The sequence below is a fragment of the Cytobacillus sp. QJM3NY_8 genome (genome assembly GCF_056173585.1).
Genome location: NZ_CM149681.1, coordinates 4543133 through 4559053, shown reverse-complemented (window position 1 = coordinate 4559053; position 15921 = coordinate 4543133). Strand labels below are relative to the sequence as shown.

The 15921-nt window shown below is 42.7% G+C and carries 14 protein-coding genes and 1 pseudogene; 9 read left to right on the top strand and 6 right to left on the bottom strand.

All coding sequences use genetic code 11. The features are described from left to right. Positions 1–234: 234 nt before the first annotated feature. Positions 235–1405 (bottom strand): annotated as a pseudogene (locus AC0VZ9_RS23320) (MalY/PatB family protein). A 113-nt stretch (positions 1406–1518) separates the two neighbouring features. On the opposite strand from AC0VZ9_RS23320, the gene AC0VZ9_RS23315 reads away from it, so the two are divergent. Beyond that, positions 1519–1779, top strand: coding sequence for a DUF1871 family protein (locus tag AC0VZ9_RS23315; protein ID WP_475396759.1), 261 nt, complete (start codon positions 1519–1521; stop codon positions 1777–1779). Positions 1780–1831: 52 nt separating this feature from the next. Here AC0VZ9_RS23315 and AC0VZ9_RS23310 read toward each other — a convergent pair whose 3' ends face one another. Next, on the bottom strand, positions 1832–2680 hold the full coding sequence (locus AC0VZ9_RS23310; protein WP_475396758.1) for an alpha/beta fold hydrolase: 849 nt from the start codon (positions 2678–2680) through the stop codon (positions 1832–1834). 174 nt (positions 2681–2854) lie between these two features. On the opposite strand from AC0VZ9_RS23310, the gene AC0VZ9_RS23305 reads away from it, so the two are divergent. Continuing rightward, complete coding sequence (locus AC0VZ9_RS23305) at positions 2855–3358, top strand: Lrp/AsnC family transcriptional regulator (protein WP_071156710.1); 504 nt, start codon at positions 2855–2857, stop codon at positions 3356–3358. Beyond that, positions 3358–4533, top strand: coding sequence for an aminotransferase (locus AC0VZ9_RS23300; RefSeq protein ID WP_009331637.1), 1176 nt, complete (start codon positions 3358–3360; stop codon positions 4531–4533). The genes AC0VZ9_RS23305 and AC0VZ9_RS23300 overlap by 1 nt, the downstream gene beginning before the upstream one ends. 103 nt (positions 4534–4636) lie before the next feature. Here the strand turns inward: AC0VZ9_RS23300 and AC0VZ9_RS23295 are convergent, their stop codons facing one another. Continuing rightward, positions 4637–5005: a helix-turn-helix domain-containing protein gene (locus AC0VZ9_RS23295; protein ID WP_009331636.1), complete on the bottom strand. Its 369-nt coding sequence runs from the start codon at positions 5003–5005 to the stop codon at positions 4637–4639. A 277-nt stretch (positions 5006–5282) separates the two neighbouring features. Between AC0VZ9_RS23295 and yugI the strand changes: the two genes are divergently transcribed. From yugI to AC0VZ9_RS23280, 3 genes are all read left to right on the top strand, one after another. Next, the gene (gene yugI / locus AC0VZ9_RS23290) at positions 5283–5681 is read left to right on the top strand and encodes a S1 domain-containing post-transcriptional regulator GSP13 (RefSeq protein ID WP_009331635.1); all 399 of its coding nucleotides are present in this window, start codon (positions 5283–5285) and stop codon (positions 5679–5681) included. Between the two features lie 239 nt (positions 5682–5920). Beyond that, positions 5921–7345 carry a Na+/H+ antiporter NhaC gene (gene nhaC / locus AC0VZ9_RS23285; RefSeq protein ID WP_009331634.1) on the top strand — a complete coding sequence of 475 codons (1425 nt, stop codon included), beginning with the start codon at positions 5921–5923 and terminating at the stop codon, positions 7343–7345. Positions 7346–7484: 139 nt separating this feature from the next. Next, positions 7485–7850 (top strand): group I truncated hemoglobin, encoded by a 366-nt coding sequence (locus tag AC0VZ9_RS23280; RefSeq protein ID WP_251175032.1) that lies wholly within the window; start codon positions 7485–7487, stop codon positions 7848–7850. Between the two features lie 129 nt (positions 7851–7979). On the opposite strand, the gene AC0VZ9_RS23275 is transcribed toward AC0VZ9_RS23280, so the two are convergent. Together AC0VZ9_RS23275 and AC0VZ9_RS23270 are read right to left on the bottom strand one after the other, a co-directional pair. Continuing rightward, positions 7980–9338, bottom strand: a complete 1359-nt coding sequence (locus tag AC0VZ9_RS23275; RefSeq protein ID WP_284521487.1) for an IS1182 family transposase — start codon at positions 9336–9338, stop codon at positions 7980–7982. A gap of 252 nt (positions 9339–9590) precedes the next feature. Continuing rightward, positions 9591–11015 carry a sigma-54 interaction domain-containing protein gene (locus tag AC0VZ9_RS23270; RefSeq protein ID WP_009331632.1) on the bottom strand — a complete coding sequence of 475 codons (1425 nt, stop codon included), beginning with the start codon at positions 11013–11015 and terminating at the stop codon, positions 9591–9593. Between the two features lie 218 nt (positions 11016–11233). On the opposite strand from AC0VZ9_RS23270, the gene pruA reads away from it, so the two are divergent. The 3 genes from pruA to AC0VZ9_RS23255 all read left to right on the top strand — a co-directional run bounded on the left by pruA (position 11234) and on the right by AC0VZ9_RS23255 (position 15497). Next, positions 11234–12781 carry an L-glutamate gamma-semialdehyde dehydrogenase gene (gene pruA, locus AC0VZ9_RS23265; protein ID WP_064328225.1) on the top strand — a complete coding sequence of 516 codons (1548 nt, stop codon included), beginning with the start codon at positions 11234–11236 and terminating at the stop codon, positions 12779–12781. A gap of 121 nt (positions 12782–12902) precedes the next feature. Then, positions 12903–14102 carry an ornithine--oxo-acid transaminase gene (locus AC0VZ9_RS23260; RefSeq protein WP_009331629.1) on the top strand — a complete coding sequence of 400 codons (1200 nt, stop codon included), beginning with the start codon at positions 12903–12905 and terminating at the stop codon, positions 14100–14102. Positions 14103–14252: 150 nt separating this feature from the next. Then, positions 14253–15497 carry a Glu/Leu/Phe/Val family dehydrogenase gene (locus tag AC0VZ9_RS23255; protein WP_284951562.1) on the top strand — a complete coding sequence of 415 codons (1245 nt, stop codon included), beginning with the start codon at positions 14253–14255 and terminating at the stop codon, positions 15495–15497. A gap of 65 nt (positions 15498–15562) precedes the next feature. Here the strand turns inward: AC0VZ9_RS23255 and AC0VZ9_RS23250 are convergent, their stop codons facing one another. After that, positions 15563–15796, bottom strand: coding sequence for a DUF378 domain-containing protein (locus tag AC0VZ9_RS23250; RefSeq protein ID WP_009331627.1), 234 nt, complete (start codon positions 15794–15796; stop codon positions 15563–15565). Between the last annotated feature and the right edge of the window lie 125 nt (positions 15797–15921).

The following is a 15921-nucleotide window of genomic DNA, read 5'->3' as shown; positions in this document are numbered from 1 at the left end:
GAGGTACAAAGAAAAACGGTAGTTAATCGGATGGATTAACGCCGAAAATAAGGGGTGCAAAGAAAAATGGTAGTTAATCAGAGAGATTAACACCGAAAAAAGGAGAGGAGAGAGGAAAATGGTAATTAATCAGAAGTATTAAGGACGAAAAAAAGAGAAACAAGAGAGTATGGACAACCGGGATATCCCAGCACACAAAAAAGCACGGCCTCAGCCGTGCCTCCACAAACACTATTACCCAAAAGCTCTTTTCAGCCTCTCCAGCCCTTCCGCCAATACTTCATGAGGGCAGGCAATATTCATTCGAACAAATCCTTCGCCGCCCGGGCCGTATTTCGGACCTGGTTCCAGGGCTAGCTTCCCTTTTTCCAAAAGGTTTTGGCGCAGTTCGGCATCAGTTAATCCCATTCCGCGGCAATCAAGCCATAGAAGATATGTGCCGTCTGGCTCCATCAAGCGAATACCCGGAAGGTGTTGTGCAATAAATTCCGCAGCAGTCCTTTTATTTTCTTCCAGATAATCCATCAAACCATCAAGCCATTCTTCACCATTGCGGTAAGCTGCTTCCATGCCGATAATTCCGAAAGCGGACAGTGTGAAGAATCCTTGCTTGTGCTGTTCTGCCTGAAAAGCCTTCCGCAGCTTCTCATTGCTTATAATGGCAGCTGAAGCTTGAATTCCTGCAAGGTTCCAGGTTTTTGTGGGAGCTATGCAGGTGACCGTGAGTTCTGCAAATCGCGAATCCAGTGAAGCAAGGAGATAATGCTTATGGCCTTTATAAATTAAATCAGAATGGATCTCGTCAGAAAGAATAAGGCAATCATATTTAACACATAGCTCCCCTATTTTCCTCAGTTCCTCTTCTGTCCACATTCGGCCGCCCGGATTGTGCGGGTTGCAGAGAAGGAATAGTTTCACGCCCTCTTTCAATTTGTTTTCAAAATCGGCAAAATCAATTTCGTACCGGCCATTCTCGAGTTTCAATTGAGAATTAACGACAGTGCGCCCATTCTGTTTAATCATCTCGAAGAATGGAGTATATACTGGAGACTGCAGCAATACTTTATCCTCTTTTTCAGTAAAAGCCTGGATGGCAGTTGCGATGGAGGGAACCACTCCCGTGCTGTATAGAATCCATTCATTTTCGATTTTCCAGCCATGCCGCTTGTTCAGCCACTGTCCGATAGATTCTGCAGTAGAATCAGGTGCATACGTATATCCATAGACCCCATGAGCAATTCTGTCTTCAATGGCTTGCTTTTACTTCTTCGGGAGGCTGAAAGTCCATGTCTGCTACCCACATGGGCAATACATCAGATCTGCCAAAAACCTCCTTGGTCCAATCCCACTTAACAGAAGCTGTATTTTCCCTGCTGATTTTTTGATGAAAATTAAAACGATTCAATCCTGTCACCGCCTTAAGAATTCTTTTATGTACCTTGACTCTATGATATGATATTGATGCTTAAAATTAAAATATTGCGGCTCGGTCGGCCGAATAATAAAAAGGTGATATACATGGAAATTCAGCAAACGAATCTCTTGCTTGTCTACACCCTGGATCAGTGGGATCCATTTGGAGTGGGGCCGGGCAATTATGATACTGAAATTGCGGATTCAGTCCAGGCAGTCCATGACTTAAAAGATTTAATGAAATTGGCCAGGAAGATTCAATCCATTTATGAATTCTCGTTTGAGGAAATCATCCCTTTGGAAAAATGCAAAGAAATCTCAGGGCGTCTTCTGGAAATCAAGAATAACGGCTCCTGTGCTATTTAAAATAAAAAGCGGCAGCTCTCAGACCTTGGGGCTGCCATTTTTATTCACAATACTATACACTTTCCTGTACCCGAACGGTATTCATAAAACTCTTGATATGCTGAAGAACATCTTCCGGCCGTTCTTCCGGCACAAGATGCCCGGTTTCTTTTAATACGACCAGCTTGGAATTTTTTAAATCTTTATTCAGCCGTTTGCCGATATGAAGCGGGACGACTCTGTCATGTTCTCCCCAAATTAATAGACAAGGCGTTTCTATTTTTTTCAATGCAGAGGCAGGCATATCGCCTTCCCTATCGCGAATCATCCTGGTTAAAGCCCGGAAAATATCGTCTTCTAAAAATGGCGACAAATATCCGTAAAGCATTTCATCATCAATCATGGAATGATCGTAGACAACATTTTTTAAATTCTGCTTTACCCCTGAGCGCTGTAGATATAATTTAACATACAGATGAAAGAAAGGTATGTAACTTGAAAAGATGATATGCGGCTTCATTCGTTTCATATATCCGGAACTGCAAAGCAATACTGCCTGGTCTACGAGTTCAGGCTTGGAGTGTGCAACATTTAAAACAATCTGTCCCCCCATTGAATGGCCAACTAAAGTAACTTTTTCAAAGCCCATCTTTCCTGATAAGCGGATAACCGTATCCGCCAAGTTTTTGTATGAGTAGACGAACTGCTGGGATTTTCCGCTTTTGCCGAAGGGCGGCAAATCAATTGATACCACATTGAATTCCGTTTGCAGCAGAGGAATCAGCCTGCGATAGCTAAAGGTGGATGACAGAAAACCATGCAGCAGCACCAGGGTATCCCTGGAGGACTCATGTTTGTAGTATTCATAATAGACCTCTGTTCCATTAATAGGCTCTGTTCCAGAAAAAGTCGCTTGTTCCATTGGCCTTCCCCTCCTAGTCCCGGTTTTACTTTATTTTCCCCTTAAACTTAATCTTGACACATATGATTTTAAAGAAATTAATAAATAATGAAAGTGACACATTTATTTTCCGCAGTTTTTGCTATAATGTAACTATTTTATAGAGTAAATCACTAAAGGATGGGAGCGACAAAGGTGAAATTAACTGAAAAGCAAATAGAGGTTTTAGAAATTTTAGAAAACAACAGTGCGCGAATCCCTGTGGAAGACATTGCGAAAATGGCTGAATTAAGTATGGCTGAAACAGAAACTATTTTAGATAAACTCGAGGAAATGAAAGTGCTTGTGCGTTTTAATTCCGTTATTGACTGGTCAAAAGTCGACGGTCATGAAGGGGTTACCGCAATGATTGATGTGAAGGTCGCTCCAAAGCGCGGGGTGGGATTTGATGAAGTTGCACAAAGAATTTACCGTTTCAAAGAAGTAAGGTCTGTCTATTTAATGTCCGGTGCCTATGATCTTTCTGTCATCATCGAAGGCCGTTCCATGAATGAGGTCGCCCGATTTGTATCAGAAAAGCTATCGACTCTCGATTCTGTCTTATCGACAACCACACATTTTATTCTAAAAAAATATAAGCATGACGGCACTATTTTTGAACATAATGAAGACGACAAACGAATTGTGGTGTCACCGTAATGAATGGAACTAAGTCTTATTTATCAAAAACGGTGGAAGAGCTGAAGCCTTCCGGGATCCGCCGCTTTTTTGACCTTGCTGCAGGAATGGAAGGAGTCATCTCCCTTGGGGTGGGGGAACCTGATTTCATCACACCATGGTCTGTGCGTGAGGCAGCCATCCTATCGCTTGAGCAGGGATATACATCTTATACGGCTAATGCCGGGTTAATGGAGCTTCGGGAGGAAATTGCAGGATATATGCAGAAAAGCTTCGGAGTATGTTATTCTCCCCGGAGTGAAATAATCGTGACAGTGGGAGCGAGCCAGGCGCTTGATATAGCTCTTAGGGCCATCCTCGATCCGGGCGATGAAGTAATTGTAGTCGAGCCAAGCTTTGTATCCTATGTGCCATTAGTGTCTCTTGCGGGCGGTGTGCCTGTTCAGGTTCAAACTTTAAAAGAGAATGGGTTTAAGATTCTGCCTGAGCAGCTGGAAAAAGTAATAACTGACAGAACTAAAGCCATTATACTTTGTTCACCCAATAATCCGACTGGAACAATGTTAAGTGGGAGTGAACTGGAGGCCATCGCCCAAATAGCTGAAAAATACGATTTGCTGGTTCTTTCAGATGAGATTTATGCTGAGCTTGCTTATGATGGCGAGTATACAAGTTTTGCCGCAATCAGCGGGATGAAAAAAAGAACCATCCTGATCTCGGGATTTTCAAAGGGGTTTGCCATGACAGGCTGGAGATTGGGGTTTGTCTGCGCTCCTGAAGCGATATCCCAGGCGATGCTGAAAATTCACCAGTATGCGATGATGTGTGCGCCAACGATGGCCCAGTTTGCCGCTCTTGAAGCCTTGAAAACAGGCAGATCAGATGTTGAGGATATGAAAAAGAGCTATAAGCGCAGGCGGAATTATTTCGTTCAATCCCTAAATGAACTGGGATTAACATGCCATGTGCCGGGCGGAGCCTTTTATGCTTTCCCATCTATTGAAAGTACGGGACTTTCTTCTGAAGAATTTGCAGAAAAGCTGCTGCTGGAGGAAAAGGTAGCGGTGGTGCCAGGCAATATTTTTGGCGAAAGCGGGGAAGGCCATGTGCGCTGCTCTTATGCCACTTCCATGGAGTTGCTGCAGGAAGCAATTAAGAGAATTGGCCATTTCTTAAAGCGAAACCAAAAGGCATAAAAAAAGGACAATCCGCAACAGATTGTCAACTTCAAAAAGGGGGGAATACTAGAAAGCCTTACACTACAAGGCTAACCAGTATTCTCTTTTTATATACTCTCTTTTATAAAACTTTTTGATCATATTTGATCTCAAATAGCATTTGCATGACACGGAGGAAATCTTCCTCGCTGAATTCCTTTGCTTTGCGCAAGATGAGCTTAGCTTTTTTGGTGCCAATTTCACGCACAAGCTGTTCAATTTCATAATCGATTCCTGACTGGCCCTTCTGAAGTTCCTGTTCAAGCAGCTCAGAAGCTGGAATATCGAGGGCGGTTGAGATTTTTAAAACAGTCTGGGTATCAGGAATCTGGTCTCCATTTTCATATTTTGCAATCGTCCCCGTTCCAACTCTCACTTTCAAAGCAAGCTGCTGCTGGGTTATATTTGCGCGTTCTCGGCAGGCTTTAATGTTATGGCCGATTTTTGACATACCCATCACTCCCACTGTCAATTTCTTCTATCTATATTTTATCATGAGAAACGTGAGATCCTTTCTTTACTTCATGAACATTTCGTTAACAAACCAAAAAGATGTCTACATATTGTTTGCGGATTGTTTTATTATAATGAATGGCTGTCAGAATTGTTTATGGGATAAAATGTAAGTGAGTGTCATCAAAATCATTTTTGATATTTTTAAGAAGTTATGATATAATTTCTTATTGCGTATAAAGAGATAAAATTTGAATTTAAATAGGAGTGTTTTCATGTCTGAGAAAATCGAAGTAGGTAGTGTTATTACAGGAAAGGTAACAGGTATTCAGCCATATGGTGCGTTCGTGGCATTAGATGAGAATACACAGGGGTTAGTGCACATTTCCGAAGTGACTCATGGTTTCGTTAAAGATATCAATGAGCATCTTAAAGTGGGCGATGAAGTAAAGGTGAAAGTGCTGTCTGTTGACGAAGAAGCAGGTAAAATTGGTTTATCAATCCGTGCAACAGAAGAAGCTCCCCAAGCAGAAGCGAAAGCTAGAAAGCCTCGCAAGCGCCAGGCAGCTCCAATCAAAATGGAAGACGAATCTGCACAGGGATTCAACACACTTAAGGATAAGCTTCAAGAGTGGATTGACCAGTCCCAGCGCGAAGATCTTATTAAGAAGTAATAAAATGGATAAACCGGGTTTCCTGCCCGGTTTTTTATTTTCATTGGGATGCAAAAAATATTTGCTTTCTCGTGCAAAATGAGCGAGCGCTCGACAAATTCTTTTGCATGCTTAGATACATAAAAAAGATGAAATTTATATTTTTTAAGATAAATAGTCTGAAAAATGTTGGAATTTAATATCTTGGCATTAATCTTGCAATAGTTAAACCAACTGCAACTTTAAAAGGAGGAACATACATGCAAGAAACAGGAAAGAAAATTCCCTTCTGGTTTTCAGTGCTGCCGCTGCTGGTGATGATTGCTGCCATGATTATTACAATTGTTAAGTTTGAGGGAAGCCCTCATGTGCCTTTAATTACCGGAACAATTGTATCCGCTTTCATCGCCTGGCGTTTTGGCTATAAGTGGAACGATATTGAGGAAGGCTTCTATAAAGGCATTAAGTTAGCGCTCCCGGCTATTCTGATTATTATAATGGTCGGTTTGACAATTGGCTCCTGGATTGGCGGGGGAATTGTAGCGACCATGGTCTTTTATGGATTAAAACTGATGACCCCATCCATGTTTTTAGTCTCAATTTGTATTATCTGTGCCATTGTCACTCTGGCAATCGGAAGCTCATGGTCTACAATGGGAACAATTGGCGTCGCCGGTATGGGCATTGGAATCAGTATGGGCATCCCGGCTCCAATGGTGGCGGGAGCTATCATCTCAGGCGCCTATTTCGGAGATAAAATGTCACCGCTGTCCGACACGACTAATTTGGCTGCGGGAATCACAGGCACGGATCTTTTTGCGCATATAAAGCATATGTTTTACACAACCCTTCCGGCGCTGGCCATTGCCATTATTGCTTATTGGTTTTTGGGAAGGCAATTTGGCGGGGATGATTTGAATAATGATAAAATAACTGGTGTCATGAATGTTTTATCAGAGAACTTTGTCATCTCTCCTTGGCTTTTACTGGTACCTGTAATTGTTATAGGGTTAGTGGCAAAAAAGGTGCCTGCACTGCCTTCGCTTGCGGTGGGGGTTTTCCTTGGCTGGCTTTGCCATATTTTAGTCCAGGGCGGTGCTGTGGGGGATGCGGTCAATACTCTTCAGGGCGGATTTTCGATTGAATCAGGCAACACAATGGTGGACGAGCTTTTCAATAGAGGCGGCATTGACGATATGATGTACACCGTGTCCCTAACGATTGTGGCGATGGCTTTCGGGGGAGTTATGGAGCAGACCGGCATGTTAAAAGCCATAGTTGAACAGATACTGAAATTGGCCCGTTCAGCAAGAAGTTTAGTAGCAACTACCGTACTATCTGCGTTCTTTACAAATGTGGCGGCTGCAGAGCAGTATATTTCCATTCTGCTGCCGGGAAGAATGTACACACAGGCATTTAAGGATAAAAATCTGCAATCCAAAAATCTTTCACGGGCACTTGAAGATGGGGGTACGGTCACTTCTGTTTTTGTTCCATGGAATACTTGTGCAGTGTTTATCATGTCAACATTGGCTGTTCATCCCTTTGAATATGCACCTTACGCGATTTTAAATTTCACTGTGCCGATCCTGGCTATTATCTTTGCCATGCTTGGCTACAAAATAACTTTCATGAGTGATCAGGAACGAAAAGAAATGGAAGAAAAAGATCAAATAGCATCATAGGGCTCCGATCATTCGGAGTCTTTTGTTTTTTGAAAAAGCGATGATAGGGTAAAGTAAACGGGAGCAATTCCTGTCGTGATTTATGAATAGGGACTTTGAGTTAGTCAAAGAATACATTTTGTTAAAAGGAGAGATAGTTATGGCAGAACAGACACTTTATGAAAAAGCAGGCGGCGGAGAAGCCATTGAAAAGGTAGTTGATTATTTTTACGAGGAACTGGTATTAAAGGATCCGACCGTCAATCAGTTTTTTGAGCATACGGATATGATTAAGCAAAAACGTCATCAATCCAAGTTCATAAGCTATGCATTAGGCGGCCCTAATCAATATTCAGGCAATTCCATGGCAAAAGCGCATGAGGGTATGAACCTGCAGCCCGAACACTTTAACGCGATTGCCAGGCATCTGCATGGTGCGCTTGCCCATTTTGGGGTGAATGAGAGGGATATCGATGAAGCTTTGACTCGCGTTGCAGCTCTTAGGGACGATATTCTATACAAATAAGCTCCCCAAGGGGAGCTTCAGTTTGTAGACAAAAAGAGTTCGGAAAAGTCTCATTCCGAACTCTTTTTTTCATTTTTTGTAGGACTTCAAGTAATTACAGAGAATTGCAGACCTCTCCGAGGTTATCATTTAGGCCATTTCTGGACCTTGCCAAGTCCAGGTGGCCATTTTCTTCAAATTCATGGCAGCGAAAGTAAGCATCGCCTGCATCGACATTTTTTTAAGTCCCCTGAGGGTTGTCCAACGCATGCCATGCTTTTCTTTTGCATCTGCGAATACTCGTTCAATTGTTTCTTTGCGTTTTTCATAGATCGGTTTGACGTCTTGATGGTGGCGAAGATGATCTGCTTCTTCCACATGTTCCTCCCACACATGACGTTGAATCAGTTTTTGATGTGCTTGACTCTGTGTGCATTGAGACAAGAAAGGGCATCCAGCACAAATTCGAGGATCTGATTTATATTGACGATACCCTTCCTTTGTAGTTGTAGTATATTTTAATATCTCACCAGTTGGGCAAATGTAACAGTCAAAATGCTCATCATAAACATACTCATGTTTTCTGAAGAAACCCTCTTTTGTGCGAGGTCGTGTGTAAGGTAAAGCAGGTGTGATGTCGTTTTTCAATAAGTAGCTCGTGATAGCAGGTGTTTTATAGGCTGCGTCTGCCGCAACAGCTTTTGGTTTACTAACTTTCTCAATAACTTGTTCTACCAATGGCTCTAAAATATGACTATCATGCGTGTTACCAGGGGTTACAATTGCGCCTAACACGAAGCCGTTGCGGTCTGCGGCCGCATGGAAAGAATAAGCGAACTGTTTTGTACGCTCATCTTTTACATAGTAGCCACTCTCTGGATCTGTTGTACTTTCCTTGATTTCTTTGTATTCTTCTTTATCAAACTTATCTGGTGGAAACGGCTTTTTTCCATGATCCTCGCGGTCTTGGTTAATCTCCTCTTGAAGGCGTTCTTGATAAGCACGGGTTTCTTTTCGAACAACTTTCTTTTCAAATTTGCGTTTATTTGCACTCGCTTTTACATGAGTAGAATCTACAAAAACGTGTTCAGCACTAATTAAATTCTTTTCAGCTGCGGTTTTTAAGATTCGGTAAAATATTTGTTCAAAGAGATCGGTGTCTTTAAATCGGCGCTCATAATTCTTACCGAAAGTTGAGAAGTGAGGAACTTTATCGTGAAAGCCATATCCTAAAAACCATCGATAAGCCATATTCGTTTTCAATTCTTCAATTGTTTGACGCATGGAGCGAATACCGAAGGTATATTGAATAAATGTGAGTTTAATTAATATTACAGGGTCAATACTTGGGCGGCCTTTTTCTGAATACTTATCTTTTACCAAGTCATAGATGAATGAGAAATTAATCGCCGCTTCAATTTTGCGGACCAAATGGTCCGCCGGTACAAGTTCGTCTAAAGCAACCATTTCAATTTGATCCCGTTGAATTGGATTATGTTTTGAAAGCATTTAAATCACCTCAAGCATTGTATTACTTCTATTTTAAAATAAAAAAGACTGCAGACAAGCACGATTTTCATCGAGTTTGTCGACAGTCTGAAGCTCCCCAAGGGGAGCTTTTCGTTTTTGTTACGCGGAAATTAGGATACACCAGCGGAAAATATCTTTTATCCGCCAAAGAATATAATCACGATAATCAAGTTTTATCGCGTAAAATTCATTATATCTGCGAACAAATTATTCTTCTAACCTCAAGCGGCTTCAATCAGCTGTTTCTTTCCTTACTCCGTATTTTCTTAGCCGGTATTGCAGGTTTTGCCGGCTCATGCCAAGAGATTTTGCGGATTGGGTTATATTATTGCCATGGTGTTTAAGGACCTTCTTTAGATAGTAGGTCTCAGCTTCCTGTATATATTGTTCAAGTGGTTTAATAGGCTTGTTTTTCTGTATAAGCAAATCCTCCAAATGACCGGTTTCGTTCGGCTCCTCCTTGAATTGAGGCTTATTCCGGAAGTGAAGAGGCAAATGCACATAGCTGATCGCTTCTTCCTGGTCAATCAGATTCATGGCCCCTTCGATAATATGCTCCAGTTCCCGTACATTGCCCGGCCAATCGTATTGCTCGAATTTGCTCATTACTTCTTCATCGATTTCCGCTACATTCATCCCAAAGAGCTGATTGTATTTTTCTATGAAAAATTGTGCAAGATCCCTGATATCCTTTCTTCTCTCGCGCAGAGGCGGAACAAAGAGGGAAACAACACTTAGCCTGTAATATAAATCTTTTCTCATACGGTCTTCTGAGATAGCATCAATCGGGTCTTCGTTAATGGTTGCTATAATTCTTACATCTACTGTCCGGTCTTTCGTATCACCGACCCTTCTGACCGTTTTTTCCTGCAAAACTCTCAAAAGCTTTGCCTGCAGGGATGGATTAAGTGAATTGATTTCATCCAGCAGCAAAGTCCCGCCATTTGCCTGTTCAAACAATCCTGGCCTTTCAATGGAGCCTGTAAATGCCCCTTTCTTTGTACCAAATAAAAGCCCCTCTATCAGACTGTCCGGAAGAGCAGCGCAATTTTGGGAGATAAATGGTTTTGAAGAGCGGCTGCTGCCATTATGGATGCTTTGGGCAAAGAGCTCTTTCCCTGTGCCGGTCTCCCCGATAATCAGGACAGAAGAACTTGTCCGGGTTGCTCTTTTGCTCGCTTCAATCACTTCTTGGATCTCGTCGCTGCTGCCAATAATACTATCGAAAGTATAGCGGGTGTCTCCGCGTTTATTCATATTTTCTCTGATCAGCTTTTCAAGCTTGGTCACATCACGTGCGATTTCCATAGCGCCAATCTGTTCACCATCTTCCATAATTGGGAAAGTATTATTGATCGTGGTGATTTCCTGCCCCTTATTGTTAAAATAGGTTTGTTTGGCATTTTTAATTTTGCTGCCATTTTTGAGCGCCTGAAGCAAGGTGCTGTCTTCGTCCTGATTGAAAGAAAATACATCCAGCAGATTTTTATCCAGTACATCTTCATAATCCATACCCTCTATTTGGGCCATTTTTTTATTGTAGAATGTTGTTCTTCCTTCCTCATTCACTACATGGACACCAACATCAATTTCATCTAATATCCGTTGAAATAACTTGCTTTTCAATTGGAGCTGTTCAAATTCCCTGTGATTCATTGTGATCTCCTTCACTCGGCAGTTTATTCAATAGTATATACTAATTCGAATATATGCAATGAAAATTTGCACCAATAACTATTAGTGATTTAAAAAGGGCAAAAATATTTTGCTTTCAGTTTATGAAAATACTCATTTATCAGCTTTTTATATTTGGCACAGTTCTTGCATAATAAAATGGTGGATAAAAAACGAATTTATTAAAGGGGGATGGCATCATGGTACAGCCTTACAAACATGAACCTTTCACAAATTTTAAAACAGAAGAAAACCGTGAAGCATACTTACTGGGATTAAAAACAGTCGAAAGCTATTTAGGACAGGACTATGACTTATTAATAGGCGGAGAAAGAATCTCTACTGATGAAAAAATCGTATCCATCAATCCTTCTAATAAAGAAGAAGTAGTTGGCCGTGTTTCAAAGGCAAACCGCGAGCTTGCGGAAAAAGCAATGCAGGCTGCTGTTGAAGCATTCAAAACATGGAGAAAAGTGAAGCCGGAAACACGCGCAGATGTTTTATTCAAAGCTGCTGCGATTATCCGCCGCCGCAAGCATGAGTTTTCTGCCCTTTTAACAAAGGAAGCAGGGAAGCCTTGGAACGAGGCAGATGCTGATACTGCGGAAGCCATTGACTTCCTTGAGTACTATGCACGCCAAATCTTAAAAATCAAAGACGGTGTTCCAGTCAACAGCCGTCCGAACGAATATAACCGTTATGACTACATTCCATTGGGAGTGGGGATCATCATCTCTCCTTGGAACTTCCCGCTTGCAATCATGGCCGGCACTACTGTTGCCGCGATCGTGGCAGGAAATACAGTCCTATTAAAACCAGCTTCTACAACACCGGTTGTGGCTGCGAAATTTGTTGAAGTGATGGAAGAGGCAGGCCTTCCGAAGGGCGTGCTGAACTTTGTACCGGGCAGCGGTGCAGAAGTGGGCGACTATTTGGTTGACCATAAAGACACTCGCTTCATCTCCTTCACGGGTTCACGCGACGTTGGTCTTCGCATCAACGAACGTGCTTCCAAGCTAAACGAAGGCCAAATCTGGCTAAAGCGTGTTATCGCTGAAATGGGCGGTAAGGACACAATCGTTGTGGACAAAGAAGCAGACCTTGAATTGGCAGCTACTTCAATCGTTGCCTCTGCTTTCGGATTCTCCGGCCAGAAGTGCTCTGCATGTTCACGTGCGGTTGTAGTAGAAGATGTATACGATCAGGTTCTTAACCGTGTGGTGGAACTGACTAACGAATTAACGCAGGGCAATCCTGAAGACCAGAGCAATTACATGGGTCCAGTGATTGACCAGGGCGCATTTGACAAGATCATGAGCTACATCGAAATCGGCAAAGAAGAAGGCAAGCTGATGACTGGCGGAGAAGGAGACAGCTCGAAAGGCTTCTTCATCAAGCCGACAGTATTCGCAGACCTTGCCCCGGATGCACGCTTAATGCAGGAAGAGATCTTTGGACCTGTCGTTGGCTTCACAAAGGCAAAAGATTTCGATCATGCGCTTGAAATCGCCAACAACACCGAGTACGGCTTAACAGGTGCTGTGATCACACAGAACCGTGAGCACATCCAAAAAGCGCGCGAAGACTTCCATGTTGGAAACTTATACTTCAACCGCGGCTGTACAGGCGCGATTGTTGGATACCAGCCATTCGGCGGATTCAACATGTCAGGAACTGACTCCAAGGCGGGCGGCCCTGACTACATTCTTCTGCACATGCAGGCGAAGACTACTTCTGAAATGTACTAAGACTTGTAAAGCATGCACAGGATTTTTCATATCCTGTGCATGCTAAAACCCTAAATAGTTTAAAGAAGAATAGCTTAACGTTACAATATAAAGGACTATTCTGAAATAGGAGGAATTTTAATTGACTGAAGCGACAAAATCACATTCACTAATCGAACAAACTGAAAAATACGGTGCAAACAACTATCACCCGCTTCCAATCGTTATTTCGAAAGCGGAAGGTGTCTGGGTGGAAGATCCTGAAGGCAATAAATACATGGATATGCTAAGTGCTTATTCAGCAGTAAACCAGGGGCACCGGCATCCAAAAATCATCCAGGCGCTGAAGGATCAGGCTGACCGCGTAACGCTAACTTCCCGTGCTTTCCATAACGATCAGCTGGGGCCTTGGTATGAAATGATCTGTGAACTGACAAATAAAGAAATGGCCCTTCCGATGAACACTGGTGCGGAAGCGGTTGAAACGGCAATCAAAGCTGCACGCCGCTGGGCTTATGATGTAAAAGGCGTGGCAGATAACCAGGCAGAGATCATTGCTTGTATAGGTAACTTCCATGGCCGTACAATGACAGCGGTTTCGCTTTCTTCTGAAGAAGAATATAAGCGGGGCTTCGGACCTATGCTTCCAGGCATTAAGCTGATTCCTTACGGAGATCTTGACGCTCTTAAAGAAGCAATCACTGAGAATACGGCGGCTTTCTTAATTGAGCCAATCCAAGGTGAAGCTGGAATTGTGATTCCTCCGGAAGGCTTCCTGAAAAAAGCATATGAAACTTGTAAGGAAAACAATGTATTATTCATTGCAGATGAAATTCAGGCTGGCCTTGCGCGTTCCGGAAAAATGTTTGCATGCGAATGGGAAGATGTAGATCCTGACATGTTCATTTTAGGGAAAGCGCTTGGTGGAGGAGTATTCCCGATTTCATGCGTAGTTGCGAATAAAGATGTTCTTGGGGTATTTAATCCTGGATCACATGGTTCAACATTTGGAGGAAACCCAATGGCTTGTGCCGTATCTGTTGCTTCCATGAACGTATTGGTTGAAGAAAAGCTGGCAGACCGTTCCCTTAAACTGGGCGACTATTTCATGAGCAAATTAAAAGAAATTAATAATCCGGTTATTAAAGAAGTGCGCGGCCGCGGCTTATTTATCGGTGTTGAGCTGAATGAGCCAGCTCGCAAATATTGTGAAGAGCTTAAAGAACAAGGATTGCTTTGCAAAGAAACGCATGACACGGTTATTCGTTTTGCCCCTCCTTTAGTCATTTCTGAAGAAGAGCTTGATTGGGCAATTGAAAGAATCAATAAAGTATTAAGCTAATACAATTATACGGACAGTTGGCCCTTGTGTCTGAATTTGTGATGCAGGGCCGCCGGTTATGGAGTATTGCTGTAATTTTCCTAAATATTAAAATCAAGAGGTGCCATGATGGGAGCTGCAGGAGTAGCTGGTAAAGAAACTGAACAAAAAATGGAAGAGTCTTTAAATTTATTTACTTCAACTCAAGTTGTGATCAAAGAAGCTTTGAACAAGCTCGGCTATGCAGATGAGATGTATGAGCTGCTGAAAGAGCCGCTGAGGATGCTCACGGTAAGAATCCCGATAAGGATGGATGACGGGTCGACAAAAATTTTCACCGGCTACAGATCACAGCATAATGATGCGGTAGGACCGACAAAGGGCGGTGTCCGTTTTCATCCTGAAGTAAATGATGATGAAGTAAAAGCTTTATCCATGTGGATGAGTTTAAAGTGCGGAATTGTGGATCTTCCTTATGGAGGGGGGAAAGGCGGCATCATTTGTGATCCCCGTTCCATGTCAATGGGAGAGCTGGAACGCTTAAGCCGAGGATATGTAAGGGCAATCAGCCAGATCGTTGGCCCTACAAAAGATATACCTGCTCCGGATGTTTATACGAATTCACAGATCATGGCCTGGATGATGGATGAATACAGCCGACTCCGTGAGTATGATTCTCCCGGATTTATCACAGGCAAGCCGCTTGTTCTCGGCGGGTCGCAAGGAAGGGAAAAGGCAACTGCACAGGGTGTAGTGATCTGCATTGAGGAAGCTGCGAAAAAGCGCGGCATTTCCATTGAAGGAGCACGTGTGGCTGTTCAGGGGTTTGGAAATGCAGGAAGCTTCCTGGCAAAATTCATGCATGATGCAGGCGCTAAAGTGGTCGCCATTTCAGATGCTTATGGTGCTCTATATGATCCAAATGGCCTGGATATTGATTACCTTCTTGATAGGCGCGATAGCTTTGGAACGGTAACGACCCTTTTCGATAACACTTTGACAAACGAAGAATTGCTTGAACTGGATTGCGATATCCTGGTTCCTGCGGCTGTGTCCAATCAGATTACCGCTGCAAACGCCCATAATATTAAAGCTTCCATCATAGTAGAGGCAGCAAATGGCCCAACCACTCTTGAAGCGACAAAAATTCTTTCAGATCGGGGAATCCTGCTTGTTCCTGATGTGTTAGCCAGTTCAGGCGGTGTGACGGTATCCTATTTCGAATGGGTACAGAACAATCAGGGGTACTATTGGACTGAAGAGGAAGTTACAGAAAAGCTGAAAAAAGTGCTTGTTCAAGCTTTCGATAATGTTTATCAGACTTCACAGCAAAGAAAAGTAAATATGCGTCTTGCTGCCTACATGGTCGGCGCGAGAAAAATGTCTGAAGCATCCCGCTTCAGAGGCTGGGTGTAATTCGGTAATCGATATATAAAACAAAAAAATCCTTGCACACAATGTGCAAGGATTTTTTGCATGCATTAACGGGTTGGCCTTGCTTCAGGTTCTCTTTCCAGCTCTTCATTTGGTTTGAAGAGAAGCCCCAGATTGATTAAGCCCGCAATGCCCACAAGACCGTATATTATTCTTGAAAGGGCTGAATCCTGACCGCCAAAGATAGCTGCCACAAGATCAAATTGGAAGAATCCGATTAAACCCCAGTTAATAGCGCCAATAATTGTTAGAACCAGTGCAATACGCTGTATGCCACTCATGATGTTTCCTCCTTGTAGTATAGGTTCACTATTATGTTGCTGCACGGAAATAAAAAATATTCATCGTAATAATCGTTAAGAGCCATAATGAAAAAGATGATCTGAGAACCGGCATATATAATGTC

Excerpts from the sequence above, each read along its gene's own strand:
- AC0VZ9_RS23315 (WP_475396759.1), top strand. The coding sequence starts at position 1,519 with ATGGAAATTCAGCAAACGAATCTCTTGCTTGTCTACACCCTGGATCAG.
- AC0VZ9_RS23310 (WP_475396758.1), bottom strand. The coding sequence starts at position 2,680 with ATGGAACAAGCGACTTTTTCTGGAACAGAGCCTATTAATGGAACAGAG.
- AC0VZ9_RS23300 (WP_009331637.1), top strand. The coding sequence starts at position 3,358 with ATGAATGGAACTAAGTCTTATTTATCAAAAACGGTGGAAGAGCTGAAG.
- AC0VZ9_RS23295 (WP_009331636.1), bottom strand. The coding sequence starts at position 5,005 with ATGTCAAAAATCGGCCATAACATTAAAGCCTGCCGAGAACGCGCAAAT.
- yugI (WP_009331635.1), top strand. The coding sequence starts at position 5,283 with ATGTCTGAGAAAATCGAAGTAGGTAGTGTTATTACAGGAAAGGTAACA.
- nhaC (WP_009331634.1), top strand. The coding sequence starts at position 5,921 with ATGCAAGAAACAGGAAAGAAAATTCCCTTCTGGTTTTCAGTGCTGCCG.
- AC0VZ9_RS23280 (WP_251175032.1), top strand. The coding sequence starts at position 7,485 with ATGGCAGAACAGACACTTTATGAAAAAGCAGGCGGCGGAGAAGCCATT.
- AC0VZ9_RS23275 (WP_284521487.1), bottom strand. The coding sequence starts at position 9,338 with ATGCTTTCAAAACATAATCCAATTCAACGGGATCAAATTGAAATGGTT.
- AC0VZ9_RS23270 (WP_009331632.1), bottom strand. The coding sequence starts at position 11,015 with ATGAATCACAGGGAATTTGAACAGCTCCAATTGAAAAGCAAGTTATTT.
- pruA (WP_064328225.1), top strand. The coding sequence starts at position 11,234 with ATGGTACAGCCTTACAAACATGAACCTTTCACAAATTTTAAAACAGAA.
- AC0VZ9_RS23255 (WP_284951562.1), top strand. The coding sequence starts at position 14,253 with ATGGAAGAGTCTTTAAATTTATTTACTTCAACTCAAGTTGTGATCAAA.
- AC0VZ9_RS23250 (WP_009331627.1), bottom strand. The coding sequence starts at position 15,796 with ATGAGTGGCATACAGCGTATTGCACTGGTTCTAACAATTATTGGCGCT.